The following is a 26,107-nucleotide window of genomic DNA, read 5'->3' as shown; positions in this document are numbered from 1 at the left end:
CCCGTCCACTGCGCCCGCTCCGTTCAGGGCCGCGCCCAGCTCGGCGCGTGCTCCGGGAGCGGCCCGAACGCGATGCCCCGGGCGTAGAGACCCCGCGACGGCGGCACGTACCGGGCGAGCAGCACGGGCAGCAGCGGTGGCCCGTCCTGCAGCCGTCCGGCGAAGGCCCGCTCGAACACGACGCGGTGCAGCACAGTCTGCGCCGACTGGACGATCACTGCCGGCGGCCTCCTACGACGCTGCACCGCGGCCAGTGCACCGTCCAGCCCCGCACCTCGGAGCCCGTGCCGCAACGACGGAACCAGGATCGCCGCCGTCGCCACGGCGTCCTGCACCGCCAGGTTGATCCCCACCCCACCCGCGGGCGACATCGCGTGCGCCGCGTCGCCGATGCACAGCAGCCCCGGCCGCCACCACCGCCGCAACCGGTCCATCCTGACGTCGAGCACGTGCACGTCGTCCATCGACCCGATCGCGTCGAGCCGGTCGGCGAAGTCCGGACGGAGCCGCGCCACCCGCTCCCGGAAGGCGCCGATCCCCTCGGCCCGCAGCGCCGCGTCCGAGCCCTTCGGAGCGAAGTACGCGACCTGGTGGTAATCAGGCCGGGGGAAGCTCAGCAGCACGTCCTTCCCCGAGAACGCGGGGGTCAGGGCGCTCGCCGCGTCGCCCGGCCGTCGGGGGAGCCGGAACCACCAGGTGTCGAACGGCACCGGGAACGCCCGTGGCACGAACCCTGCTGCCCGGCGCAGGACCGAGTTCCGTCCGTCGCACGCGATCACGACGTCGGCGCGGAGCTCCTCCGGTTCGCCGCTGCCGTCGCGCGGGCGGAGGTGGACCCCGGTGACCACGCCGTTCTCCTCGATGAGCCCGGTCGCCGCGCGGCCCATCGCGATGTCGAACGACGGTTCCTGCCGGGCAGCGGTCACGAGCAGGTCGAGCAGGTCCCACTGCGGCACCATCGCCACGTGGTCGTACGGGGGATCGAGCCGCGAGAAGTCGCCGAGCAGCAGCCGTGACCCGTCGGGCATGGGCAGGGAGAAGTCGTCGAGCCGTGACTGCGGCAGGGCCCGGAAGCGGTCGCCGAGGCCGAGCTCGTCGAGCAGCCGGATCGTCGAGGCGTGCACGGTGTCGCCCCGGAAGTCCCGGTTGAAGTCGTCGTGCTGTTCGATGACGCGCACGGCGATGCCGGCCCGGGCGAGCAGCAGGCCGAGGACGACACCGGCGGGGCCACCACCGACCACCGCGACCGTCGTCCGCGACACCGTCACCATGCCGTGGACGCTACGCCCTGTCGGACGGGAGGCCCGTGGCCGTGTCCGCCACGTGCCTCCCGTCCGTCGCCCCGTCGCCTCTGCCCACTCGACGCGACGCGGTGCGACGTGGTGCGACAGTCCCGATGTCGTACGACATCGACGATGTCGCCGCTGCGCGCGCGCAACTGGCGGCGGTCGCAACGAACGACGAACTCGTTGTCGTACGACGTCGATGGTGTCGTTCGGAGTCGGTCCGGCGAGGCGCGGTGCGCGACGGGGCTAGGCGCTCGCGGACACCGAGGACGACGCGGTCTCGTCGTCGGCGGCGTTCGCGAAGACGACCCCACCCCACGTGATCACGGCGATCGCGAGCACGAAGCCGACCGCGGCGATCCACCACGACGACTTCCGACGGATCCACGCGCCGATCGCCAGCACGATCGTGGCGACGCCGATCACGAACGCGCCGCCGACCGCGATGGCCGTGCCGCCGATGTACCCGCCGGGCGAGCACCCGGCCGAGGCATCGCAGGTCGCGGTCGCCGAGATGACCGCGATGATGCCGACGACGGCGGTGACGATGGTCATCACGGCGCCGAAGGCCAGCAGCAGCACGGTGGAGATCCGGTCGGCGAGCTTCGCCGGCGGGAACAACGTGGTGCCGCTGCGCTCCCAGGCCGCGCGCTGCGGGTCCTGGGGGCCGGGCGAGGACTGCGGCGGACCGCCGGGGACGTTGGACCAGGTCATGGGAGCAGTCCTACCGCGCTTCCACGCCGAACGCCTGTGCGAGCCGCTGGATCTTCTGCGCCCGACCCAGGCGGGGCAGGTCGGAACCGTCGCGGATGACCTTGCCGCGGGCCTCGAAGTCGTCGAGGAAGTCCTGCGCCCAGGCGACGTCGGTCGGGGTGGGGGAGATGACCTCGTTGATGACGGGCAGCTGCTCGGTGTCCAGGCAGAGCTTGCCGGTCAGGCCGAGCGACACCGCGACCTGGGACTGCTCGCGCAGGATCGGGTGCGACGACCCCACCGTCGGGCCGTCGATCGGGCCGGGCAGGTCGCCGACGCGCGAGGCGACGACGAGCTTCGACCGCGGGTACGCCATCGCCAGGGTGTCGGCGCTCGTGCCGGTGTCGCGGCGGTAGTCGCCGGAGCCGAACGCCAGCCGGAACGCGCCCTGGGCCCGCGCGATCGAGACGGACTCCTCGATGCCGAGCGCCGACTCGACCAGGGCGATCACCGGGGTCTGGCCGCCGAGCCGGTGCCACGTGTCGGTGACCTGGGCCGGGGACTCGGTCTTCGCGAGCATCACGCCCTGCAGTCCGGGCAGGCCGCGGAGTTCTTCGACGTCGTCGGCCCAGAAGTCGGTCGTGACGTCGTTGATCCGGACCCAGGCCTCGCCGCCTCCGGCCAGCCACGCGGCGACGCCCTGCCGTGCCGAGGGCTTGGCGGCGGGGTCGACGGCGTCCTCGATGTCCAGGATGATCTGGTCGGCGCGGGACCGCTGGGACTTCTCGAACCGGTCGGTCGCGGTGCCGGAGACGAGCAGCCACGAGCGGGAGATCTCGGCGGGGACCGATCGACGCCGGTTCGGCGTGGGGGCGGACGGGGTGGTGCGGTCGTCGATGGCCATGCCCCGTTGGTACCACATCGGACGCGTTGCACCGCAGATCCGACGCGTCACACCGCAGATCTGACGTGCGGTGCGTCCGTCGGAAACCCCGAAACCTCGGTTCATTGCCAGAGAGGGCGCTCGTTCCCGCCTACAGTGTCGGATGTGTGGCGAGCGGACAGGGTGACCGACGGTGAGGACGACGTGAACGACGACGTCCCCGTCGAGGGTGCCCACGAGCGCCCGGATGACGAGCGAGACGACCGCGGTCAGCGCGACCACCGCGACGAGCGAGACGACCGAGACGAGCAGCAGGACGTGGACGAGGACCGGACCGACGACGAACCGGACCGCACGCTCCGCCCGGAACTGCAGCTGACCAGCCCGCAGGCGATCAGCCTCGGCGACCCCCGGCTGCAGGCGGGCAACGCGGCCGAACCGACGTGGGACGGCTGGCGCGGCCAGCTGACCGGCGTCGGTGGCACGAGCCCGCTCACCCACTTCAGCGACCACCCCCGCGCGCGCATCGAGCTGTCGACGACGCACCCGGGCGGACTCGCCCAGTTCATCACCGGCAAGACCACCCTGCTGTCCAGCCTGATCCGCGACGAGGTGGCGCTCCGTGCGGCCCGCGTCGCCGCCGGCCAGGTCGAGGCGAAGGGCACCGAGCTCGCCACCGTGCGCGGGATCGACGCCGTGAAGCTCGGCATCGGCATGGCCGACTGGAAGCACGGCGACGAGCAGTTCCGCGGCCCGGTGCTCCTGCGCCCGCTGGCGATCCGCCGCCACGGCCGTGACTTCGAGGTCCGGCTCCTCGGCGAACCCGTGCTCAACCCGGGTCTCGCCGATGCCCTGCACGAGCAGTTCGGCGTCATCCTCGACGCGCAGTCCTTCGTGGCGCTCGCGCAGCAGGACGGCTCGTTCACCCCGAACCCCGTCATCGACCGCCTGCGTGGCCTGACCGCGCACATCCCCGGCTTCTCCGTGCACGCCCGGCTCGTGGTCTCCACGTTCGCCGAGGTCGCGACCGGTCTGGTCGAGGACACCGGCGACCTGTCCCACCCCGTGCTCGACGCCCTGGCCGGCAACCCGAGCGCCAAGTGGCAGGTCGAGCAGTCGTACCACCCGGTCGAGCAGACCCCGTCGGACGAGCGCAGCCCGGAGACCGACACACTGCTGCTCGACGCCGACGACGAGCAGGAGAACGTGATCGCGCAGATCGCGGCCGGCAACTCCATCGTCGTCAAGACCCTGCCCGGCACCGGTGGCACCCAGACGATCGTGAACGCCCTGGGCGGCCTGGTCGCCGCGAACAAGCGCGTCCTCGTGGTGAGCCCGCGCCGTGCGACCCTGCGGGGCATCGCGGCGCGCTTCGGCGAGGTCCAGCTGCCCGGCGTCGCGGTCACACCGTCGACCCTGCGCCGTGACGTCGTCCGTGCGATCGCCCGGAACGAGAAGGCGGCCCGTCCGAACCTGCGTGAGGTCGACGACGCCCTGGTCCGGCTCCGCAAGGTCCTGAAGGACTACCGCGGTTCGCTCACCCGCAAGGACGCCGACTTCGGCGTCTCGGTGCTCGACTGCCTGGTCGAGCTCTCGCGCCTGTCGCTCCTGCCGGTCTCGCCGTCGACGACCGCGCGGCTGTCGAAGCAGTCCGTGGCGTCCATGGTCGAGGGGCGTTCGCGCGTCGCCGAGACGATGGTCAGCGCGGCCAACCTCGGTGAGTTCCGCTACGGCCCCGACGACTCGCCCTGGTACGGCGCGAAGTTCTCCACCAGCGACGGTGCCCAGCGCGCCCACCGCATCGCGAAGGACCTCGACTCCGACGGGCTGCCGACGCTGCTCCGCCGGGCGCACGACCTGGTGAGCTCGACGCACATGCGCCAGTTCACGACGATCAACGAGCTCGGCATCTACCTGCGCCTGCTCACCGAGATCCGTGACACCCTCGACCGCTTCCTGCCGGTGGTCTTCGATCGCTCGGTGTCCGAGCTCGTCGCTGCCACCGCCCCGCGTGGCGAGGGCGCTCCGATGTCGTCGACGAACCGTCGTCGCCTGAAGAAGCTCGCTCGTGAGTACGTCCGCCCCGGCGTGCACGTCTCCGACCTGCACGAGGCCCTGACCCGGGTGCAGCAGCAGCGCGTGCTGTGGCAGCGCTACGTCGCGGCCGGCGTGAACCCCGAGGTGCCCACGGGCATCGCAGACGTGCAGGTGCTGTTCTCGAACGTCGCCGAGGACCTCGCGCGCCTCGACGAGCCGCTCGGCCGGACCGAGCGCGATCGTCAGCTCGCGAACACCCCGGTCGACCAGCTCGTCCCCACCATCGCCGAGCTCGCGGCCGAGTCCGACGTCCTGCACAACCTGCAGGAGCGCACCGAGCTCATGCAGACCCTGCGCGACCTGCAGCTCGAGCCGCTCATCACCGACCTGGCGAACCGGCACGTGCCGGACCTGCAGGTACCGGCCGAGCTCGAGCTCGCCTGGTGGCAGTCCGCCCTCGAGACCATGCTCGAGTCCGACCGGGCACTGCTCGGCGCGAACACCGACATGCTCGACCGGGTCGAGGCCGACTTCCGCCTCGTCGACGACGCCCACGCGGCCGGCGTCTCCCAGGGCCTGGCGTGGCAGCTCGCCGAGAACTGGAAGGTCGGACTCGTCGACTGGCCGGAAGAGGCCACGGCGCTGAAGACCCAGCTGCGCGAGGGTGCGATCACCTCGCGGCTGCTCCAGGACTCCGCACCGCACCTGTCCCGGTCGATCGCGCCCGTGTGGCTCGCGAGCCCGTACGAGGTGTCGCAGATCGCCGACACGATGCCGTTCGACACCGTGATCCTGGTCGACGCCGGCGCCGTGACCATCGCCGAGACCGTCGGAGCCGTCCGCCGTGCGCGCCAGACCGTCGTCTTCGGTGACCCGGTCACGCAGACGCCGTCGCCGTTCCGCATCGCCGTCGACCCCGAGCACCGTGCGCTGCAGGTCGACGAGGGCACCCTCGACGCCTTCCACGCCGACTCCGCCCTGGCGAAGCTCTCCACGCTGCTGCCGACCCTGTCGCTCTCGCGGTCGTACCGCGCCGGCGGCGAGGACCTGGCCGAACTCGTGAACCGTCGCTTCTACGGCGGCAAGATCGAGTCGCTGCCGTGGGCCGGCTCGTTCCTCGGGCACGGCTCGATCGCGCTCGACTACGTCAGCGACGGCAAGGCCGTGCCGGACCCCGAGTCCGGTGCCGTCGAGAGCGTCGACGCCGAGGTGGACCGCGTCGTCCGCCTCGTCATCGACCACGCCCGCACCCGCCCGTCCGAGTCGCTCATGGTCATCACCGCCTCGGCGAAGCACGCCGTGCGCGTCGAGCAGGCCGTGCTGACCGCGGCGCAGGGGCACAAGGACCTGACCGAGTTCGTCATCGGCGACCGCGCCGAGCCGTTCATCGTGGCGACACTCGAGCAGTCGGTGGCGCAGAGCCGCGACCGCGTCGTGTTCTCCATCGGCTACGGCCGCACCCCACACGGCCGCGTCCTGCGGGACTTCGGTCCGCTCGGCAAGCCCGGCGGCGAGCGGCTGCTCGCGGTCGCGATGACCCGTGCGCGCCGCTCGATGGTGATCGTGACGTGCTTCCAGCCGTCCGACATCGAGGCCGAGCGCATGGGCCACGGCACCGTCGCCCTCGCCGAGATCCTGGCCGAGGTGCGTGCGCGCACCACCGCCGAGTACGTGCCGGACGACTCCGACCCGCTGCTCGTCGACCTGGCCCGCCGACTCGAGATGCGCGGCATCCCGGTCGCGCTCGGACACCGTGGCAAGCTCGGGCTGGTGGCCGCGCACGGCGGGGTCTGCGTCACGATCGAGACCGACGCGTCGCTGGTCAGGGGATCGCTGCGCGAGTCACTCCGCCTCCGCCCGGAGGTCCTGCGCCGACTCGGCTGGCACTACGTCCGCGTGCACGCGTTCCAGCTGTTCTCCGACCCGGACCGCGTCGCGAACACGGTCGCCGCCGTGCTCGGTGTCGACCGTGGCGTCACGCAGGAGATCTCGATCCCGCCGATCCCCGCCCGCCGGTGAACACGCAGGATCTCGATCCCCGCGTGCCCGCCATCGGCCCCGCACGCCGATGACCGACCGGCCGAGTCGGCGCGCCTCCCGGCCCGCCGGTCCGGTGACGCCGGAGACGGACCAGCTGGTGGGCACGTGGACGCGAGCCGACGACGCGTCGTCAGCCGCGCCTCCCGTCCGGTCAGCGTCTCCGGAACGCGACACGGACGACCTGTCGGGAGGCCCGGTGCGGCGCCGCAGACGCGTCACCACCCAGCCGGTGCCGGGTTCAGACCCCACCCCCGCGCCGGAGCCGGCGCGGCACGGATCCGGCGAGAACGATGTCCGTCTCCGGGCGGACGTCCCGCCCCACTGGTAGCAGGTAGCCTGGCCTGCGATGACTGACACCGTGCGGGAGCGCCCCGACTGGCAGACCTGGCCGAACCTGATCTCGCTGTTCCGGCTGCTGCTGATCCCGGTCTTCGTGTGGCTCGTCGTCGCCGGACACCCGGGTTGGGCGTTGGTCGCACTCGTCGTCATCGGCGTGAGCGACTGGGCGGACGGCTTCATCGCGCGCAAGTTCGACCAGGGCTCGAAGCTCGGCAAGGCGATCGACCCCGTCGCCGACCGACTCGCCATCATCGCGATCGTGCTGTCGCTCGTGCTGACCGGCCTGCTGCCGTGGTGGGTCGTCGCCGTCGTCGTGCTCGTCGACCTGGTGCTCGTGGTGCTCTCCAGCGTGCTGTTCCACGGAAACCCGGACCTCGACGTCACGTGGACCGGCAAGATCCGCTCCGCGCTGCTCTTCGTCGGGCTGCCGGTGCTGCTGTTCTCGGCCGTGCACGCCGTCGACGAGAACGCGCCGTGGGTGCGGGTCGTCGCACTGGTCTTCGTCTACCTCGGCACCGTGGGCCACGTTCTGGCGGGCATCCAGTACGCGACGGCGATGTTTGCCAAGCGCCGCCGCGTGCCCGTCGCCTGACGTCCCCCCCCCCGAACGAAACCAGGTTCCGGACACAGCACCGCGGATCTCCGTGGTGTCGTGTCCGGAACCTGGTTCCGGGTCGCGCTAGAGCTTCGTCGAGCCGCCGATGCCGGGTCCCTCGGGAGCGGTGTTCGGGGCGATGTGTGCGCCGGTCCCCGTGCTCGTCGAGACGCCGTTCTGGGAGCGGAGCAGGTCGCGGATCTCGAGCAGTACCTCGACGTCCGTCGGGGGCACGTCCTGCGGGGTCTGCTCCTCGTCGTTCTTGACGCGCTCGAACGCCACCTTCTTCAGGTGGTTCACGGGCACGACGAGGGCGAAGTACACGACGGCGGCGACGATCACGAAGTTGATGACCGCGCCGATGATCGCGCCGAACAGGATCTTCGCGCTTCCGCCGGACACCGTCGGGATGGACCAGACGAGCGCCTTGTCGAGGCTCGACGCGTTGAAGACCGCGCCGATCAGGGGGTTGATGAGGCTGGTGACGATCGCGGTGACGATCGCGGTGAACGCAGCACCGATGACGACTGCGACGGCCAGGTCGATGACGTTGCCGCGGAGCAGGAACTCCTTGAAGCCCTTCACGGGACTCCTTCCGGTCGAGGACAGTCGCCGGACGGCGACCCCATCAACCTATCGGCGAGGAGTGCTCGTGGTCAGGAGGCGCTGGGCTTCGGCGTGCTCGGCTTCGACTCGGTCTTCGCCGGGGCGGACTTCGTCTCCGACTTGGCCGGCGTGCTCGACGAGCCCTCGGACTTCGGCGCCGGGCGGGAGTCGGTGCGGTAGAAGCCGCCGCCGTTGAACGTCACGCCGACGGGGGAGAACACCTTGCGCAGGACACCGCCGCACACCGGGCACTCGGTCAGGGTGGCGTCGGAGAACGACTGCTTGATGTCGAACGCGTTGTCGCACTCGGTGCAACGGTACGAGTAGGTGGGCACGTCAGCTCCGGAACGTGATGATGCGCGACGGCGTGATGATGCCGTCCACGGGTTCGTCGTGGGGTTCGCGCGGGACCTCGTCGAGGTACTCCGCGTCGAAGATCACAGCATAGACGGGCGGGCGCTTCGCCATGGACCCGAGGGTCTTGTCGTAGTAGCCGCGACCCCATCCCATCCGGACGCCGTCGTGCCCGACCGCAGCCGCGGGGGCGAGGATCGCGTCGACGTCATTGATGGCGATCGGGGACAGGACCTCGCCGACGACCTCGGGCATGCCGAAGATGCCCTCGGTCTCGCTCTCACCGTCGCCGACCGCCCAGTCGAGCAGGCCGTCCTCGCGCGTGACCGGCAGGAGCACCCGGATGTCGTGCGCGAACGCCCAGTTCAGGAACGGCCGGACGTTCGGCTCGTCCGACGCCGACAGGTAGAGCGCCAGCGAGGTGACCTGGCGCTCCTCGGCGAAGCGCTGCAGGGTCGCGGTGAGCGCCGCACTGTCCGCGTCGCGTTCCGTCGTGGTCCGGGTGCGCCGCCGCTGCCGGAGTTCGGCTCGCAGGGCGCGCTTCTCGTTCCCGAGATCAGCGATCATGCGCAGGAGTCTACCGAGCGCATCCGTTGCGGCTTCCCGCCGGGAAACGCGCTGATGCCGTGTCCCCAGTAGCGATGACATGCCCCGGAAACCCGGATCGGATACGGTCTGGGGCATGGGCTTCCAGATTTCCAAGGCGGTGATCCCAGCGGCAGGGCTGGGCACTCGCTTCCTCCCCGCGACCAAGGCGATGCCGAAGGAGATGCTCCCCGTCGTCGACAAGCCAGCCATCCAGTACGTGGTGGAAGAGGCTGTCGACGCAGGACTCACCGACGTCCTGATGATCACGGGCCGCAACAAGAACGCACTCGAGAACCACTTCGACCACGTGTCGGAGCTCGAGGAGACCCTGAAGAAGAAGGGTGACCACGAGAAGCTGCAGAAGGTCAACCAGTCGACGGACCTCGCCGACATGCACTACGTGCGTCAGGGCGACCCGCTCGGCCTCGGCCACGCGGTGCTCCGCGCGAAGATGCACGTCGGCCGCGAGCCGTTCGCCGTGCTCCTCGGCGACGACATCATCGACGCCCGCGACCCGCTGCTCAAGCGCATGATCGAGGTCCAGGGCGAGAAGAACGCCACGATCGTGGCGCTGCTCGAGGTCCCCGAGTCGCAGACCCACCTGTACGGCATCGCCACGGTCGAGCCGACCGACACCGACGACGTCGTGAAGATCACCGGGCTCGTCGAGAAGCCCCCGCAGGGCGAGGCGCCCTCGAACCTGGCCATCATCGGCCGCTACGTCATCCGCCCCGAGGTCTTCGACGTCCTCGAGAAGCAGGAGCCCGGCAAGGGCGGCGAGATCCAGCTCACCGACGCGCTCATGAAGATGGCGAGCGCCGAGGAGTGGACCGGCGGCGTGTACGGCGTCGTGTTCCGTGGACGCCGGTACGACACCGGTGACAAACTCGACTACATCAAGGCGATCGTGCAGCTCGCCTCGGACCGCGAAGACCTCGGCCCCGACCTCAAGTCGTGGCTGAAGGAGTTCAACGCGGGCGAATGAGTCGGCCATCCCGCCCGGGACCGTGCACACGGACCCGGGCGGGACACCCCGTCCCGCACAGCGGCGGGATCCCGGAGGAACCAAGCGATGACGACGATCCCGACCCTGTCCCACGGGCGGGTCACCATCCGGCCCCTCCGGCTCCGTGACACGCGCGACCTCGACCTCGCGCTGGCGTCCAACCGTTCGTGGCTCCGCACCTGGGAGGCCACGAACCCCTCAGGACACGTCTCCACCGACGTCCGCGGCAGCATCCGCGCGCTCCAGGCCAACGCCCGCGCGGGACTCGGACTGCCGTTCGCGATGGAACTCGACGGCCGGTTCGTCGGGCAGCTGAACGTCTCCGGCATCACCTACGGATCCCTGGCCAGCGCCTCGATCGGCTACTGGGTCGTCGAGGACGCCGCCGGACACAACGTGACGCCGATCTCGGTCGCCCTGGCCGTCGACCACTGCTTCCGCGCCGTCGGCGTGCACCGCATCGAGATCTGCATCCGGCCCGAGAACGCCCCGTCGCTCCGCGTCGTCGAGAAGCTCGGGTTCCGGTACGAAGGCCTGCGCCGCCGGTACATCCACATCAACGGCGACTGGCGCGACCACTTCTGCTTCGCGCTCGTCGCCGAAGAGGTCCGTGAGGGCGTCCTCGAGCGCTGGGTCCGCGGGCAGGTGCCGCCCGGCCTCGGTGCCGTGCCGCTCGCGGCCCGTGACGAAGCGGCGCTGCCGATCACCACCACGCCGCGTCTCTGACGGGAGGCCCGTGGCACGTCCCACGGATTCCGCCGCGACACGCGCAACACGCGTTCCGCAATCACGCGACGGGGATACCCCCGCCCCTACCGTGTCCCCATGGCAGGAATCGGCTCGTGGGGTGGCGGCATCGTCCTGCTCGTCGCGGCCGTCCTCTGGCTCGTCTACCTGATGCCGTCGTGGGCTGCCCGACGCCAGTACCTGGCCACCGAACGCAACGCGATCCGACTGCAGCAGACCCTGCGGATCCTGGCGCAGACCGCTGAACTGCCCGACGAGGTCCGTGTCGAGATGAACGCGAAGTCCCTGGCCGAGGCGCAGCGCGTCGCCCGGTCCGAAGAGGCCAAGCGAACCGCCATCGTCCGTGCCCACGAGGCCGCACGCCAGCGCGAGATCACCCGCCGGCTCGCCGAGCAGGCCCCCGTCCTCGAGCGTGCGTCGTCGGTGCCCGCACTGACCGCGATGCGCATGCGACGCTCCCGGCTCGGAGCCACCCTGTTCGGTACGCTCGGCGTCGTCGTCGCGCTCGTCGTCTTCGTCGCAGCGCCCGCCCTGTGGCTCGTCGGTGTCGCGGGGCTCCTCGCCGCGGGTGGGTCCGCAGCCGTCCTGGCCCAGCTCCACCAGGTGGCGACGGCACGGAAGACCCGTGTCGCGGCGGCCGAGGCGGGCGCGACCCGTGCCTCCCGGCCTGCGAGCACGTGGACGGACCCGGCACCGCCGCTGACGACCGAGCAGTCCGCAGAACCCGCGCAGGACCGCAGCTGGACCCCGAACCGGGTGCCGAAGCCGCTGTACGTGGAGCGACCGACAGCGCCCGCTGCGTCGCCGGAGTCGTCCGCCGAGCTCGCCGCGCGACTCAAGGAGCGCGTCGCCGAGGCCAAGGCCGAGGCGGACGCCGAAGCCGCAGCCATCCGTGCGGGCGAGGCCGACCCGTCGCTCGCCCGGGTGTCACGCATGCGGCCCGAGCTCGAGGACGCTGCCGCGTCGCTGTCCGCCCACGACCAGGGGCGTCTCGCGGAGCGGCTGGGGCTGCGTGCTCCCGCAGTACCGGAGCTCGTCGCCGAGACGCCGGACGAGCCGACCGCGCCGACGGGTCCGCCGAGCAAGTGGGCCGGCATGGGTGTCCTGGACGACGACGCGTACCAGCAGGCCGACCTCGACGCGATCATGCGTCGGCGCCGCGCGGTCTGAGTCGCGGCTCGCCCGACCGGCTGTCCACGATTTCGGATCGGCCGAACGGTGGTGCTAGTGTGGTCGAGCACTTGGGGCTATGGCGCAGTTGGTAGCGCGTCTCGTTCGCAATGAGAAGGTCAGGGGTTCGAATCCCCTTAGCTCCACCAAGGCAATGCAGAACGGCCCGGAACCGACAGGTTCCGAGCCGTTCTGCGTTCGGTGTGTTCCACAGGCTCGCGTCACTGTGTCGTCGTGCACAGTTCGCGAACAGGGGTGGTGTGTTGCTGAGCGCATCGTTCTAGACTCCCGGTGCGCCAAGGGGGCGCGGGGAACGGGGGAACACGTTGCGCTTCAGGACTGCCATCGCATCGATCGGGACGGTGCTCGCCGTCACTGCCGGGCTGCTCGTGGTCGCCCCGGTGGCACCGGCATCGGCCGCAGCGCCGACCACTGGTCGGTTCACGCCCGTGGCACCCGCGCGAGCCTGGTCCGGCACCGCGACGAGCAAGCTGACGACCGTCACGTTCGCTGGCCGCAACGGCATCCCGTCGAACGCGACCGCGGTCGTGCTGACCGCGACCGTGACCTCCCCGAGCGCGGCGGCGTACGTGAGCGTCGCCCCGTTCGGCAGCACCGCCAGCCCCGCCATCCAGAACTTCGCCAGGGCGCAACCGATCTCCGGCACCACCACGGTCGGACTCACCAGCGGCAAGGCCCAGGTGAAGGTCTCGGCCGGCAAGGCGACCGTCGCCCTCGACGTCGCCGGTTGGTACGGCACCAGCGCCACCGGGTCGACCTACACGCCGCTCGCGCCGACGAACGTGCTGAACGGCACCGTCACCACCGGCGCCAAGCGCATCGTCGTCGCGGGCAAGGCGGGCGTGCCGTCGAACGCCACCGCCGTCGTGCTGCAGGCCGACGTGTCCCGTCCCGCGACGAGCGGCCGGCTGCGCCTCACCCCGTACGGCAACAACGCCGGCGTCGTCTCGCTCATGTACTCCAAGGGCACCACCGTCGCGAACACGACGACGGTCCGGCTGTCCGGCGGTGCCGTCCAGGCCAAGGTCTCCTCCGGGTCCGCGCGCGTGCTCGCCGACGTCGTCGGGTACTACGCACCGAACGCCAACGGATCCGTGTTCGTGTCAGCACACCCAGTCCGCGCCGCGACCGTCGCAGCGGGCACCACCGCGACGAAGGTCACCGTCGCCGGCACCGCGGGTGTCCCGCGCAACGCGACCGCGGCCGTCATCAACGCCAAGGTCGGCGGCGGCAGCGTCGGGGGATCGCTCCGCGTCGTCGGTGCGGGGCTCGCCTCGAGCGTGCCCACGCAGATCTACGCCAAGGGGCAGACGATCGGCAACGCGCTCATCGCGCCGCTGGCGTCCGGTGGGCAGGTGCAGGCGAAGGTGTCCGCGGGCAGGGCCACCGTGTACGTCGACGTCGTGGGGTACTTCCTCAACGGCAACAGCGGGTCGGGGACGGGCGTGGACGTCTCGTACCCGCAGTGCGGCAAGAGCGTGCCGACCGACCAGTCGTTCGGCATCGTCGGGGTGAACTCGAGCCTCGGCAACACCACGAACCCGTGCCTGCAGCAGCAGCTGTCCTGGGCGGCGGCGTCGGCGGGTGGCACCGCGCAGCCGAAGACGCAGGTGTACGCGCTGTTCGCCAACCCCGGGGCAGGCGCAGCGTCGGTGTGGCCGACGTCGAACGTGTACCCGGCCGGGCACACCGTGACCCGCAACACCTACGGCACCTGCGCGGCGGTGAACGGCAAGCCGGCGACCACCCGCGCGTGCTCGTTCATGTACGGGTACGCCCGCGCCTACGACGACGCGGCCAGCCGGGGGATCACGAACCCTGGGCAGTACCGCTGGTGGCTCGACGTCGAGACGGGCCTGTCCCACCTGAGCGACACGACGCAGAACCTCGCGGCGCTCGAGGGGATGCTCGCCGGGCTGCAGGACGCCGGCGTCACCCAGGTCGGTGTCTACTCCACGGCGTACCAGTTCCGGACCATCGTCGGCACGGTCCCCGCGACGAGCACGCTGCGCAAGAACACCCTGCCGAGCTGGATCGCGATCGGCGACGGCCGTCTCGACCAGGCGCAGGCAGCATGCTCCGGCGCACGGCTGCTCGGTGGCCCGATCGCGATGACGCAGTACAAGACGCCGTTCGGCTCGACGGAGATCGACCGCAACTGGTCCTGCTCCTGACGAGGCCGCACGCGGTTCGCGACGATCCACGAGTCGTTCGTCGGGTGTCCTGTCGGAGAACGGGTGCGGACCGGTCCGCGCCCGCGCGCCGGCGACGCGACCGCGTCAGCTCGCGAAGCTGTCCGTCAGGACGCCCGCCTGCGCGAAGGACGTGTGGATCGCGTTCGCGGCCTGCTCGAACGCGCGGTTGCCGCGCGAGATCCCGATCGCCCCGCCCTTGATCGCGGACTTGCCGGAGCCGCGCAGCAGTCGAGCGACGGTGCGGCCGTCCGCGGTGACCATGATCTGCACGTCGAGCCGGGTGTGGAAGGTGCGGTCGTTCGCGAGACCGCCGATGAGGAGCGTCAGGCCCATGCTGCCGCGGGTGGCCCGGAGCGCGCCCTGTTCGGCGTCGTCCACCGTGTAGCCCTCGCGGCTGAGGGCGAGTCGGACCTGACCGCGAGCGGTCTCGGGGTCGGTGGCGACGAAGAAGTCGTGGCTCTCGGGCATGGTCTGCTGATCCTCTCGAACGCGTCCGTGCGGACGCGGAGGACGCTCGCCCCCCGGAGACGATCATGCCGTGTCGGAACGTCAGGTGCGTCGCCTACGCTGGCTGTGTCATGACTGCCTCGATGAACCGCCGCGCACTCCTGTCCCTCGCCGGTGTCGCCGGGATCGGGCTCGCGGTCGCCGCGTGCTCGTCCGGCAGCGACGATGCCGGCAAGAAGAACAGCAGCAGCGGCAAGGACGACAACGCCGAGGGCGGCACGAGCACGACCACCCCGAAGCCCGCCGCGAAGTCCCTGACCCCGGCGCAGGTCCCGCTCGTCGGCGGCGTCACGGTCACCGTCGCGGGCACCGGTCTCGCCGCGGTCAAGGGCGTCACCGTCGGCGGGGTCGCTGCCCGCGACGTCACGGCCACCGAGTCGAAGGTCACCTTCACGGCTCCACACCAGGCGATGTACACCGCCGGTGACGCCGCCGTCGCGCTCTTCACCGAGTCGATCGAGCCGACCCCGTCCGCCAACCAGTCGTCCGACGGCAACGGCAGCGCCGCGAACGACGGGCAGACCGGCGCGACGCAGGACTCGGCCACTGCGACGCCGACCCCCACGGCAGCGCCGGTGCCCGATGCGTCCACCGCGGTGGCGACGTCGTCGATGGCCTACGCCGCGTTGACCGACGTCGACCGGCAGCTCCAGTACGCGATGGCGCACTGGAAGGACTACAACCTGTCCGAGTACGGCACCATGAACCCGATCGGCGGCGACTGCGCGAACTACGTCAGCCAGACGCTCATCGCCCGCGGCTGGGAGCAGCGCTCCGACTGGTACAACCGCGCAGCCGGTGCCGAGCACAGCGCCACGTGGACGTACTGCCCGACGATGGACCCGTGGCTCGAGACGAACGCTGCGGAGTTCGGGCTCACCCGGCGCTCCTCGGACGAGCGCGACAAGGTCAAGGTCGGCGACATCGTCTTCTACGACTGGAACGCGAACGGATCGCCGGACCACACCACCATCGTGTCCGAGGTCTTCACCGAGTCGGACGGCACCATCCGCATCAAGTCGGCGAGCCACAACCAGGACGGCCCGTACCGCGACCTCGACGAGATGATCACGGTGCAGCACCCGGGCGGAAGCGCCTGGTTCCACACCTTCGACGCGTAGGCCGACAGGCCGGCAGCATCGGCCCGCCGCTCAGGGGTACCCGAGGAACCAGAGCAGCACGATCGCGACCGGCTGCAGGCACACCCCGACCACGAGCCACGTCACCGCTCGCCGCCGCGTCCGCACGAACACGTCCGACCCGAGCAACGGCGCCATCGGCATGAGCAGCCGCGGCAACGACTGCTGCGGCAGGAACACCGCGACCAGGTACAGCCCGTACGACGCCGTGAACGCGAGCACGTCCGGTCCGAGGGCCCGGGTACTCCTGCGAGAGAAGAACCACACCGCGCCGACGAGCACCGCGACGACGAGCACGATGCCGAGCAGTCCGAGCCACGTCGATGCCATCGTGAACCACGGCGTCAACGGGGCGAAGTGCTGTCGCCCGACGAACCCCACCCACCACGACAGTTCGGTGTCCAGGTAGGCGTTCGGCCGCCCGGTCACCGCCGAGGCGATCACCGGCCACGCCAGACCCGCCGCCGCGACGACGAGGCCGGAGACCACGATCGCGATGCGGTCACGCCACGGGAACACCTCGGCAGGTCGAGCAGACCGGCGGGACCCGACCCACCGGACGACCAGGTGCACGGCCAGCGCCACGGCCAACGCGAGGACCCCGGGTTTCGTGAACGCCGCGACCACCCCGAGCGGCGCGATCAGCCAGTACCGCCGTCGGACCAGCGCCAGCAGCGCTCCGAACAGCAGCACGAGCAGCAGGCTCTCGGCGTAGGCGACCTGCAGCAGGAACCCGGTCGGCGCGAACGCGAACAGTGCGGTGGCCCAGCGGGCCCGGTGCGAGCAGCCCACCGCGAGCACGAGCCGGTACAGCAGGACGCAGGCCCCGGCGCCGGCGATAGTCGCGACGAGCACTCCCGCGACCCAGAACGACGCACCCGTCAGAGCCATGACGGCACGCACGATGGCCGGGAACACCGGCAGGAACGCCCAGGCGTTCGGCGCGACGTGGCCCGCATCGTCGAGGGGGAGCGTGGCCGGGTACCCGTGCTCCGCGATCGTCCGGTAGAACGAGGCGTCCCACGATCCGGAGAACGTGAAGAACGACGGGTCCTGCCGGTACGACGCGAACGTCCAGTCGTTCGCGGTCGCCAGCACGTACATGGTGGCGAGCAGCAGCGTGCTCACCAGGCGCGAGGCGGCCCAGATGAGCAGGGGCGCGGTCCACGCACTGCGGGGTCCGGTCAGCAGGCTGCGCACCCCCGACCGGGAGGCCCGGCTCGTCTCCGCCACGCTCGTCACCCGCCCGATCCTCGCAGACCAGGGCCCGTGCCCGCGTCAGCGGGCGGCCGTGCGTCGGGCCGCGCGCCGACCTGCGTGCATCGTGAGCAGCAATGGTCGGGTCCGTTTTCCGGACCCGACCATTCCTGCTCACGAAGTGCGGGCCTCCCGGCTAGCGACCGGTGACCGCGCGACGGATCTGCTCGATCGGGACCTTCGGGGAGCGGTCGGCGTTGAGCAGGCCGTTCGTCTCCTGCATGGTGTCGGTCAGCTGCGTGTAGCAGGAGCCGGCCAGGAACGAGCTCGCCCGGATCGCGTCGTACAGTGCCGTGATGCGGGTGACCCAGTCGTCGCCGTCGGTGGCCGAGGTGTAGCCCCAGCCGTCCTCGCGCTGTGCACCCGGCTGGTAGTTCACGCCACCGAACTCGGTGAGCATCACCGGCTGGCCGAGGTCCTGCGCGCCACCCACGAGCACCCAGCGGTCCGACGGGCCGAAGTGGGTGAACAGCGCCGTGCGTGCTGCGTCGTCGGCGTAGGTGCGGGCGAGTGCGTCGCCGGCACCCTCGTAGTCGTGGATCGTGACGATGTCGGAGTTGGTGTGCTCCCACCCGTCGTTCGAGATCACCGGACGCGTCGGGTCGATCGCCCGCGTGACGTCGGCCAGGGACCGGGCGTAGGCCTGCTGCGCCGGATCCGTGCTGATGTGCTGCACGCCCCAGCTCTCGTTCGCCGGCACCCACGTGACGATCGACGGGTGCGATGCATCACGCTCGACGGCGTCCATCCACTCGCGCATCAGGCGCTGGACGGCACGCGGCGAGAAGGCGTAGGCGCCGGGGGCCTCGCCCCAGACCAGGATGCCGAGCCGGTCCGCCCAGTACAGGAACCGGGGGTCCTCGATCTTCTGGTGGTTGCGGGCCGCGTTGAAGCCGAGTTCCTTGATGAGCTCGACCTCGCGGCGCAGTGCTCCGCGCGACGGCGCGGCGATGTGCGAGTCCGGCCAGTAGCCCTGGTTCAGGACACTGCGGACGTCGTAGCTGCGGCCGTTCAGCAGGAAGGTGCCGCCGTCGACGCCGACGGTGCGGAGCCCGAAGTAGGACGCGACGGAGTCGATCGGCGTCGTGCCGGTACGGGGGAGGAGCGAGACCGTGGCGTCGACCAGGCGCGGGGCGTCCGGGGTCCAGTGCAGTTCGTCCTCGGCCTGCCCGTTCGTCTGGCGCGCGATCGGCACGACCACGTCGAACTCGTCCGAGGTGTCGCCGAGCGTGGCCTCGACGGTGGCGAGGTGCTCGTCACGCTCGTCCCACCGGGCGACGACGCGCAGGCGCTCGCCGCCGGTGCGGCCGCCAGCGATCCGGACGGTCAGGCGGACGGTGGCATGGTCGACGTTCGTCCAACGCAGGTACTCGATCGAGGCGGTCGGCACGGCTTCGAGCCACACGGTCTGCCAGATGCCGGTGGTGCGGCGGTACCAGATGGCGTGCGGGTCCTCGTGCCAGTCCTGCTTGCCGCGGGGCTGGGTCAGGTCGTGCGGGTCGTCCTCTGCGCGGACGACCAGGGTGTGGACGGCGTCGGGGTCGGTGGCGAGGGCGTCGGTCACGTCGAAGGAGAACGGCGTGTGGCCGCCCTCGTGCTCGCCGACGAACTGGCCGTCGATCCAGACGCGGGCGCGGTAGTCGACGGCGCCGAAGTGCAGGACGAGTCGGGGTGCGGCGGTGCCGTGACCGGCGGCCTCGAGGTCGGCGCGGGTGATCGCACGGGAGTACCAGACCACCGGGTGGAAGCCGGGCTCGTCGATGCCCGAGGCGACGGACTCGGGCGGGAACGGCACGACGATGTCGCGGGCGTCGGGGAACCCGGTGCGCCAGGCGGTGTCGTCGCCGTCGTTCCGGAAGGACCACGTGCCGTCGAGGTCGGCCCAGGCGGTGCGGAGCATCTGCGGCCGGGGGTACGTGCCGTCCTGCCGCGAGGCGAGGGGGAGTGCGGGAGCGGATGCGGTGTCAGGTGCGGCCACGGTGCCGTCGAGCGTGCTCATGGGTCCATGCTCCCGCGCCGGTACATCGTTGTAAAGAGCGTCGCAACGATTGCCATCCGGAGAACCCGGCGGGTGCTCGGGGCGACGTCAGGCGATCGCGGCGTCGCGCGTCAGGACCATCACGTCCATGCGTCCCTGCTGCACGACGTCGCCGCGCTGGTTCCGCAGTGAGACCGTCCGCTCGACGATGCCGGTGGTGCCGGAGCTCGTCAGGCGCGTCGACAGGATCTCGACCTCGCAGGTCACGGTGTCCCCGATGAACACCGGCGCGGTGAACCGCCACTGGTCGATCCCGAGCAGTGCCACGGCCGACCCCTCGAACACCCCGGTCCGTGCGATCAGCCCCAGGCAGAGCGAGGTGCCGAGCAGCCCGTGCACGACCCGCTGGCCGTACCGGGTCTTGCCGGCGAACTCGACGTCGGTGTGCACCTGGTTGTTGTCGTTCGTCCACGAGGCGAAGGACACGACGTCCGCCTCGGTGATCGTGCGACCCGGGGTCGTGAAGGTCTGTCCGGCGGCGAGGTCCTCGAGGTAGTGGGGCACGTCCGCGATTCTCGCAGAGGAGCGCGACGAGCCTCACGCCCGGCCGCGCTCACAGTCGGGCGAGCACCTTCCGCGAACGTCGCAGCCCCCGCTCGAGCACGGCGTGCTCGGCCGTCGCCAGCGCCCCGTACCCGAAGGTGTCGGCGCCGTCCCGGGCCGCGGGCCCGGAGAGCCGCCGGTAGGCATCTGCCGCGTGTGCCGCGTCGAGGGCGTCACCGAGCGTCTCCTGCACCCGCCGCAGCCGGCTGAGCCGCCACTTCCCGAGGTCGGCGGCGTCACCGGCCGCTTCCAGCGCGTACCGCAGGCGCCGTGCCGCCTTCCGGATCTCGTGCAGGACGTCGAGACCCGCCGCGCCACCGTCGACCAGTCGTCGGACCCGAGCGCGCTCGCGGTCGATGCGCTTCGCGACGAAGGCGGCGGCGGCGTCGTCGGCGTGCGGTCCGGCCGGGGCGCGGAGCAGCAGTTGATCGAGCGCGTCGAGGGTACGGAACCAGTCGTCCGAGCGCAGCGCCTGGCGGAGTTCCGCTGCGGCCGCGCTGCGGAGAGCCGCCGCCTGCTCGCCGATCCGGTCCAGCGTGGGGGCGTCGACGAAGCCCTCGGGGGCCCGAGCCGCCGACCGGAACAGCCCGCCGTGCAGGACCTCGGCATCGCGGGCGACCCCGGCGACCCGTCCGGCTTCGGCGAGGGCGGCCCGCAGTGCCTCGGTTGCCTCGCGGTCGAGGGCTCCGCGGTACGCCGCGAGCACGCTCCGCAGCCGACGGACCACCTTCCGGAAGTCGTGCACCGACTCGTGGTCGTCGGCGCGGACTCGGGGGTCGACCGCGACGAGGTCGGCGCGGAGTGACTCGAGGACCCGCAGCACGAACGCCGCAGCGGTGCCCGAACGTGGTCGCTTCGCCCGGTTGCCGCGCCGCTCCGGGGCGAGCACGGGGGCGGGCGGGACCACGACCGCCGAGGTCGACGGCGGCTCGGTGGCCGCGTCGTCCAGTGCTCGCTCCGCGGCCCGTGCCGTGGTGCCGTCCCGCCCGTCGTCCGACAGCGCCCACCACCGTGCGGACCGCAGCACGGAGGTGTCCGGGTCGCCTTCGTCCACCCGGACGTCGGCGATCTCGGCTCGGACCCGACCGTCCTTCCCGCGCAGGGTCACGAGCGTCGTCGTGGTGTCCCGGAGGCGGACCGTCGCCACCGCCCGCCCGCGCAGGAACACCTCGACCGCGTCACGCGGGGGCTGTTCGCCGCCGGGTCGATCGAGGTCCGCACCCACCGGTACCGGGCCGTCGCCGTGGTCGAGGCTCCAGGAACCGTCCTGGGCGCGGGTGAGCGTCACCCCTTCGGCCGCGAGCACGCGCTCGTCGGAGTCCCACACCGTCTCGCGGAGTGTCACGGGCTCGTGCCGTTCGACGGCGGATGCGAGGGGCTCGAGTGCCGGCAACCGGCGGTCGTCGGGGATCCGCCAACTCCGGCGGGGATCGGTGCGGGCGGTGTCGGGGGCGGGGTGCTGGCTCGGCATGTCCGCAAGTGTCGTCCGACGGTGCCCGTGCGGTCCGAGCGCAGGCGCGTTCTGTGGACGGGCGGCCCAGAACCGCTCCCTGTGCAGGGATGAGGAACGGACTCGGCACCTCGCCAGCACTCGGCGCGTACGGTCCGCTGCATGAGCGACGGAGCCCGCCACCCCAGCGACACCGCACCCGACACCCGCGACACCGCACCCTCGAGCGCCACGGCACCCCCGAGCGACACAGCCCCGAGCGCCACGGCTCCGAACGACCACGACCTCGAGTCCTGGATCGCCGACCGTCGGTGGTACGCGTCGAAGGGGTCCGTGCCGCGCCTCCGCACCCTCTCCACCGCCGACGGCACCCGGCTCGTCCTCGACGAAGCCCCCGCACCACCAGCGGCTCCGGTCCTCTACCAGTCACCTGTGACCAGCGGCCCCGACGGCACCATCGCCGACGCCACCGCCGACCACGCGTGGATCACGGCGCTCGCCGCACGCATCGACGCGGACCCGCAGAGCCTCCGTCCCATCGGCACCGTCACGGCTGCCCGCGTCCTGACCGGCGAGCAGTCCAACACCTCGGTCATCTGCGACACCGAGTCCGGTGCCCGCGTCATCATCAAGGTGTTCCGCGTCCTGCACCACGGCGACAACCCCGACGTCACGACGCAGCTCGCGTTGTCCGCAGCCGGCAGTGCTCGCGTCCCCCAGGTCTACGGCGCACTGCGGGGCAGCTGGCCCGACGTCGGGCAGGGCAGCGGCACGGCGACCGGTCACCTCGCGTTCGCGCAGGAGTTCCTGCCGGGCCTCGAGGACGCCTGGCGCGTGGCCCTCGAGGAAGCGCACGCCGGCACGCCCTTCGGCGATCGGGCCGAGCAGCTCGGGGCGGCGCTCGCCGACGTCCACCGCACCCTCGCCGAGGCACTACCGTCCGAGCCCGCCGACGAGGCGCGACGACGGACCGCCGTCGCGACGATGCACGAGCGGCTCGACACCGCCGCGCGCGAGGCCCCGGCGGTCGCCGAGCACGCAGACGCGATCCGAGCGGTGTACGCGGCGGCGACGGCGACGCCCTGGCTGGACCTGCAGCGCATCCACGGCGACCTGCACCTCGGGCAGGTGCTCGCTGCCCCCGAGCCGCGCGGGTGGGTCTTCCTCGACTTCGAGGGGGAGCCGCTCCGTCCCCTGGCCGAACGCTCGTTGCCGGACGTCACGCTCCGTGACGTGGCCGGCATGCTCCGGTCGTTCGACTACGTCGCCGGAGCCCTGGCGCACGACGCGGAACCGGTCGACGCAGCGGGCTGGGCGGACGAGGCACGCGTGCGGTTCCTCGACGGGTACCAGCGGGGGACCGGCACCGACCTCGGCGCACACCGGGAGCTCCTGGATGCGTTCGAGCTCGACAAGGCCGTCTACGAGGTCGTCTACGAGACCCGGAACCGACCCGACTGGGTCGGCATCCCGCTCACGGCCGTCACGCGCCTGGTCGGCCGCAGCGGGTCCTGACCGCGCACCCGGAGGCGGACGGGAGGCCCGTGGCGATCCCGCCACGGGCCTCCCGTCGAACGCCGTGACGGACAGTGCCCGTCGTGCGTCAGCCGCCAGCCGTCAGTTGACGGGGCCGGTGTACTTCTCGCCCGGTCCGGCGCCCGGTGCGTCCGGGATCGCCGACGCCTCGCGGAACGCGAGCTGCACCGAGCGCAGCCCGTCGCGCAGCGGACGGGCGTGGTGGTCGCCGATCTCGGTCGCCGCGGCGGTGACCAGTCCGGCCAGTGCGGTGATGAGCTTGCGCGCCTCGTCCAGGTCGGTCTGCTCCTGGGGGTCGTCGGCCAGGCCGACCTTCACGGCGGCGGCACTGAGCAGGTGCACGGCCACGGTGTTGATGAGTTCGACGGCCGGCACCTCCGAGATGTCCCTGGCGGCGTCGATGCCGCTGCCGTCGTCGTCGATCGGGGTGTCGGTCACGGTGCTCCTCTGCTAGACTCGCTCGCGGCAGATGCTGTCCGTGTGCCATCAGGTTCTCCTGAAGCGCTCGGACGGTGTCACGAAAGAGGAGTCTCTCCCACCCGCGGCCGCGTTCCACCAGGCTACCGGGTCACCACCGCTCCACGAGTGCACAGCAACTGGGTGCACACGTCGGTCGGGTCCACGGATCCGACGCAGGGCGGCTGCCGAACGGGTTCCGATCCGTGCGTCAGATCTCCTCTCTCGTGCTGTCGTCCAGGGCAAACGTCCCGGACGACCACCACCTGATTGAAGGAGCTCCGCATCACCGATCCCCGTACCAACGACCGAATCCGCGTTCCCGAAGTCCGACTCGTCGGCCCGCAGGGTGAGCAGGTCGGCGTTGTCCCGATCGCCATGGCACTGCGCCTCGCGCAGGAAGCCGAACTGGATCTGGTCGAGGTCGCGCCGAACTCGAAGCCGCCCGTGGCCAAGATCATGGACTACGGCAAGTTCAAGTACGAAGCCGCTCAGAAGGCCAAGGAAGCCCGTCGCAACCAGGTGAACACGGACCTGAAAGAGGTCCGTTTCCGCCTGAAGATCGACGTGCACGACTACGAGACGAAGCGCAAGCGCGCCGAGGGGTTCCTCCTCGGTGGCGACAAGGTGAAGGCGATGATCCTCTTCCGTGGCCGCGAGCAGTCGCGTCCGGAGCAGGGTGTCCGTCTCCTCCACAAGTTCGCGGAGGAGATCGCCGAGTTCGGCGTCGTCGAGTCCCGTCCCACCCAGGACGGCCGCAACATGACGATGATCATCGCCCCCCTGAAGAACAAGTCCGACGTCAAGGGCGAGCAGAACGCGAAGCGCGCTGCACAGAAGGCCGAGCGTCGTGCCACCGAGCACGCTGCGAAGGACCACTCGGACGCCGAGACCGAGACCGAGGCCCCGGCCGAGGCTCCCGCGCAGGACACGGCACCGGCCAAGAGCGACGCTCCCGCCGAGTAGGTCACCCAGACCGACCCCGCAACGACGCGGCTCCCATCCATCCCACGGAAAGGCACCACCATGCCCAAGCAGAAGACCCACTCCGGGTCGAAGAAGCGCTTCAAGATCACCGGTACCGGCAAGGTCATGAAGCAGCAGGCCGGTATGCGTCACAACCTCGAGGTCAAGAGCTCCAAGCGCAAGGCCCGCCTGAACGAGGACCAGGTCCTCTCCAAGGCAGACGCGAAGAACGTCAAGAAGCTCCTCGGCCACTGAGCCCCCGGATCGTAAAGGAATAGTGCAATGGCACGAGTAAAGAGAGCGGTCAACGCCGCCAAGAAGCGCCGCGTCATCCTCGAGCGCGCCGAGGGTTACCGCGGCCAGCGTTCGCGTCTGTACCGCAAGGCCAAGGAGCAGGTCACCCACTCCCTGGTCTACGCGTACCGCGACCGTCACGCGAAGAAGGGCGAGTTCCGTCGCCTGTGGATCCAGCGCATCAACGCTGCGTCCCGTGCGAACGGCCTGACCTACAACCGTCTGATCCAGGGTCTGGGTCTCGCCGGTGTCGAGGTCGACCGTCGCATCCTCGCCGACCTCGCGGTGAACAACCCCGAGACCTTCACCGCGCTCGTCGAGACCGCGAAGAAGGCCCTCCCGGCCGACACCTCGGCCCCGAAGGCTGCGTAGTCAGTTCTTCTGCTCGCGAAACCCCCGCCGCACGGCGGGGGTTTCGTCGTTCCTAGACTTGGGTCGTGAGCGAACTCCTCGAGAACCCCCGTGCCGGACGCGTGAAGGCCGTCGCGGCCCTGTCGAAGAAGGACGTCCGTGCCGAAACGGGCCTCTTCCTGCTGGAGGGGCCGCAGGCGGTGCGTGAAGCACTCGAGTACGCCCCGGAGCTCCTGCGCGAGCTCTACGTGACGCCGACTGCCGCAGCCCGCTACGGCCTCGACGACGCGCCGGTCGACACCTGGTTCGTGACGGAGCAGGTCCTCGACGCGATGGCCGACACCGTGACGCCACAGGGCGTCGTCGCCGTCTGCCAGCAGTTCCCGACGTCGGTCAAGGACGTCTTCCCGGACCGTCGCGTCGGTGACGTTGCCGCTGCCGTCGACCTGGAGGCCCGTGGGGACGCCGACGAGCCGGCCGCGTTGCCGGGGCTGGTCGCCATCCTCGAAGAGGTGCGGGACCCGGGGAACGCCGGCACGATCATCCGCGCCGCCGACTCCGCCGGCGCCGACGCGGTGGTCCTCACCGGGCGGTCGGTGGACCCGTACAACCCGAAGGTCGTCCGGTCGACCACGGGCTCGCTGTTCCACGTGCCGGTGTCGGTCGGCGTGACCCTGGCCGACACGATCGCGCGGGCGAAGGCACTCGGGTACACCGTGCTCGCGGCCGACGTCTCGGGTGACGACCTGCCGGTGGTCCGGGCCGAGGGCATGCTCGACGGTCCGACCGCGTGGGTGTTCGGCAACGAGGCGCGTGGGCTCACGACCGAGGACCTCGCGCTCGTCGACCGTGCGGTGAAGGTGCCGATCTACGGCCAGGCGGAGTCGATGAACCTGGCGACGGCGGCCTCGGTCTGCCTGTACGAGTCGGCGTTCGCACTCCGGAGCTGACCTCCCTCCACAGGTCGGTCGTCGGCATCGGCCATCCACAGTCCGACCGGTGCAGGCGGG

24 protein-coding genes and 1 tRNA gene are annotated in these 26,107 nt (G+C 71.2%); 13 read left to right on the top strand and 12 right to left on the bottom strand.

Features of this window, described 5'->3' with window-relative positions:
* Positions 1-23: 23 nt before the first annotated feature.
* The 3 genes from M4960_RS07810 to M4960_RS07800 form a co-directional block, all read right to left on the bottom strand.
* On the bottom strand, positions 24-1,271 hold the full coding sequence (locus tag M4960_RS07810; protein WP_248703952.1) for an FAD-dependent oxidoreductase: 1,248 nt from the start codon (positions 1,269-1,271) through the stop codon (positions 24-26).
* A gap of 261 nt (positions 1,272-1,532) precedes the next feature.
* Entirely contained in the window at positions 1,533-2,000 is a 468-nt protein-coding gene (locus M4960_RS07805; RefSeq protein ID WP_111086304.1) for a DUF6264 family protein, read from the bottom strand.
* 10 nt (positions 2,001-2,010) lie between these two features.
* Positions 2,011-2,883: a CoA ester lyase gene (locus M4960_RS07800; RefSeq protein WP_111086303.1), complete on the bottom strand. Its 873-nt coding sequence runs from the start codon at positions 2,881-2,883 to the stop codon at positions 2,011-2,013.
* Positions 2,884-3,045: 162 nt separating this feature from the next.
* Between M4960_RS07800 and M4960_RS07795 the strand changes: the two genes are divergently transcribed.
* On the top strand, positions 3,046-6,918 hold the full coding sequence (locus tag M4960_RS07795; RefSeq protein WP_248703951.1) for an AAA family ATPase: 3,873 nt from the start codon (positions 3,046-3,048) through the stop codon (positions 6,916-6,918).
* A gap of 367 nt (positions 6,919-7,285) precedes the next feature.
* Positions 7,286-7,870, top strand: a complete 585-nt coding sequence (locus M4960_RS07790) for a CDP-alcohol phosphatidyltransferase family protein (RefSeq protein ID WP_248703950.1) — start codon at positions 7,286-7,288, stop codon at positions 7,868-7,870.
* 87 nt (positions 7,871-7,957) lie between these two features.
* On the opposite strand, the gene mscL is transcribed toward M4960_RS07790, so the two are convergent.
* From mscL to M4960_RS07775, 3 genes are all read right to left on the bottom strand, one after another.
* Positions 7,958-8,458: a large conductance mechanosensitive channel protein MscL gene (mscL, locus tag M4960_RS07785; RefSeq protein WP_123293361.1), complete on the bottom strand. Its 501-nt coding sequence runs from the start codon at positions 8,456-8,458 to the stop codon at positions 7,958-7,960.
* 71 nt (positions 8,459-8,529) lie between these two features.
* Positions 8,530-8,814 (bottom strand): FmdB family zinc ribbon protein, encoded by a 285-nt coding sequence (locus M4960_RS07780; protein ID WP_131921874.1) that lies wholly within the window; start codon positions 8,812-8,814, stop codon positions 8,530-8,532.
* Between the two features lies 1 nt (position 8,815).
* A complete protein-coding gene (locus M4960_RS07775) occupies positions 8,816-9,400 on the bottom strand; it encodes a 5-formyltetrahydrofolate cyclo-ligase (RefSeq protein ID WP_123293363.1) in 585 nt (194 codons plus the stop codon).
* A 115-nt stretch (positions 9,401-9,515) separates the two neighbouring features.
* Between M4960_RS07775 and galU the strand changes: the two genes are divergently transcribed.
* The 5 genes from galU to M4960_RS07750 all read left to right on the top strand — a co-directional run bounded on the left by galU (position 9,516) and on the right by M4960_RS07750 (position 14,539).
* Positions 9,516-10,406, top strand: a complete 891-nt coding sequence (gene galU / locus M4960_RS07770) for a UTP--glucose-1-phosphate uridylyltransferase GalU (RefSeq protein ID WP_111086297.1) — start codon at positions 9,516-9,518, stop codon at positions 10,404-10,406.
* An 87-nt stretch (positions 10,407-10,493) separates the two neighbouring features.
* Positions 10,494-11,153 (top strand): GNAT family N-acetyltransferase, encoded by a 660-nt coding sequence (locus M4960_RS07765; protein ID WP_111086296.1) that lies wholly within the window; start codon positions 10,494-10,496, stop codon positions 11,151-11,153.
* A 99-nt stretch (positions 11,154-11,252) separates the two neighbouring features.
* On the top strand, positions 11,253-12,344 hold the full coding sequence (locus M4960_RS07760; protein ID WP_132099019.1) for a hypothetical protein: 1,092 nt from the start codon (positions 11,253-11,255) through the stop codon (positions 12,342-12,344).
* Positions 12,345-12,417: 73 nt separating this feature from the next.
* Positions 12,418-12,493 (top strand) — tRNA-Ala (locus M4960_RS07755).
* Positions 12,494-12,706: 213 nt separating this feature from the next.
* Positions 12,707-14,539, top strand: a complete 1,833-nt coding sequence (locus M4960_RS07750) for a hypothetical protein (protein ID WP_248703949.1) — start codon at positions 12,707-12,709, stop codon at positions 14,537-14,539.
* Between the two features lie 105 nt (positions 14,540-14,644).
* Here the strand turns inward: M4960_RS07750 and M4960_RS07745 are convergent, their stop codons facing one another.
* On the bottom strand, positions 14,645-15,028 hold the full coding sequence (locus M4960_RS07745; protein WP_123293366.1) for a hypothetical protein: 384 nt from the start codon (positions 15,026-15,028) through the stop codon (positions 14,645-14,647).
* A 110-nt stretch (positions 15,029-15,138) separates the two neighbouring features.
* Here M4960_RS07745 and M4960_RS07740 point away from each other — a divergent pair, with 110 nt between their 5' ends.
* Positions 15,139-16,188, top strand: a complete 1,050-nt coding sequence (locus M4960_RS07740) for an amidase domain-containing protein (protein ID WP_248703948.1) — start codon at positions 15,139-15,141, stop codon at positions 16,186-16,188.
* 30 nt (positions 16,189-16,218) lie between these two features.
* Here M4960_RS07740 and M4960_RS07735 read toward each other — a convergent pair whose 3' ends face one another.
* The 4 genes from M4960_RS07735 to M4960_RS07720 form a co-directional block, all read right to left on the bottom strand.
* Positions 16,219-17,448, bottom strand: coding sequence for a hypothetical protein (locus M4960_RS07735; protein WP_248703947.1), 1,230 nt, complete (start codon positions 17,446-17,448; stop codon positions 16,219-16,221).
* 151 nt (positions 17,449-17,599) lie between these two features.
* A complete protein-coding gene (locus M4960_RS07730) occupies positions 17,600-19,462 on the bottom strand; it encodes a glycoside hydrolase family 2 protein (RefSeq protein WP_248703946.1) in 1,863 nt (620 codons plus the stop codon).
* Between the two features lie 87 nt (positions 19,463-19,549).
* Entirely contained in the window at positions 19,550-20,005 is a 456-nt protein-coding gene (locus M4960_RS07725) for a MaoC/PaaZ C-terminal domain-containing protein (RefSeq protein WP_123293369.1), read from the bottom strand.
* A 49-nt stretch (positions 20,006-20,054) separates the two neighbouring features.
* A complete protein-coding gene (locus tag M4960_RS07720) occupies positions 20,055-21,515 on the bottom strand; it encodes a CHAD domain-containing protein (RefSeq protein WP_248703945.1) in 1,461 nt (486 codons plus the stop codon).
* 141 nt (positions 21,516-21,656) lie between these two features.
* On the opposite strand from M4960_RS07720, the gene M4960_RS07715 reads away from it, so the two are divergent.
* Positions 21,657-23,009 (top strand): phosphotransferase, encoded by a 1,353-nt coding sequence (locus M4960_RS07715; RefSeq protein WP_248703944.1) that lies wholly within the window; start codon positions 21,657-21,659, stop codon positions 23,007-23,009.
* A 102-nt stretch (positions 23,010-23,111) separates the two neighbouring features.
* On the opposite strand, the gene M4960_RS07710 is transcribed toward M4960_RS07715, so the two are convergent.
* Complete coding sequence (locus M4960_RS07710; RefSeq protein ID WP_173170823.1) at positions 23,112-23,468, bottom strand: DUF1844 domain-containing protein; 357 nt, start codon at positions 23,466-23,468, stop codon at positions 23,112-23,114.
* Between the two features lie 288 nt (positions 23,469-23,756).
* On the opposite strand from M4960_RS07710, the gene infC reads away from it, so the two are divergent.
* From infC to M4960_RS07690, 4 genes are all read left to right on the top strand, one after another.
* A complete protein-coding gene (infC, locus tag M4960_RS07705; RefSeq protein ID WP_123293372.1) occupies positions 23,757-24,452 on the top strand; it encodes a translation initiation factor IF-3 in 696 nt (231 codons plus the stop codon).
* A 60-nt stretch (positions 24,453-24,512) separates the two neighbouring features.
* The gene (gene rpmI, locus M4960_RS07700; RefSeq protein WP_111086286.1) at positions 24,513-24,707 is read left to right on the top strand and encodes a 50S ribosomal protein L35; all 195 of its coding nucleotides are present in this window, start codon (positions 24,513-24,515) and stop codon (positions 24,705-24,707) included.
* Positions 24,708-24,734: 27 nt separating this feature from the next.
* Positions 24,735-25,118 carry a 50S ribosomal protein L20 gene (gene rplT / locus M4960_RS07695; RefSeq protein ID WP_111086285.1) on the top strand — a complete coding sequence of 128 codons (384 nt, stop codon included), beginning with the start codon at positions 24,735-24,737 and terminating at the stop codon, positions 25,116-25,118.
* 65 nt (positions 25,119-25,183) lie between these two features.
* Positions 25,184-26,047, top strand: a complete 864-nt coding sequence (locus M4960_RS07690) for an RNA methyltransferase (RefSeq protein WP_248703943.1) — start codon at positions 25,184-25,186, stop codon at positions 26,045-26,047.
* Positions 26,048-26,107 lie beyond the last annotated feature (60 nt).

It is taken from the genome of Curtobacterium sp. MWU13-2055 (genome assembly GCF_023242305.1).
GTDB lineage: Bacteria > Actinomycetota > Actinomycetes > Actinomycetales > Microbacteriaceae > Curtobacterium.
Note: the sequence above shows the minus strand (reverse complement) of the source record. Positions and strands in the feature narration are given on the sequence as shown.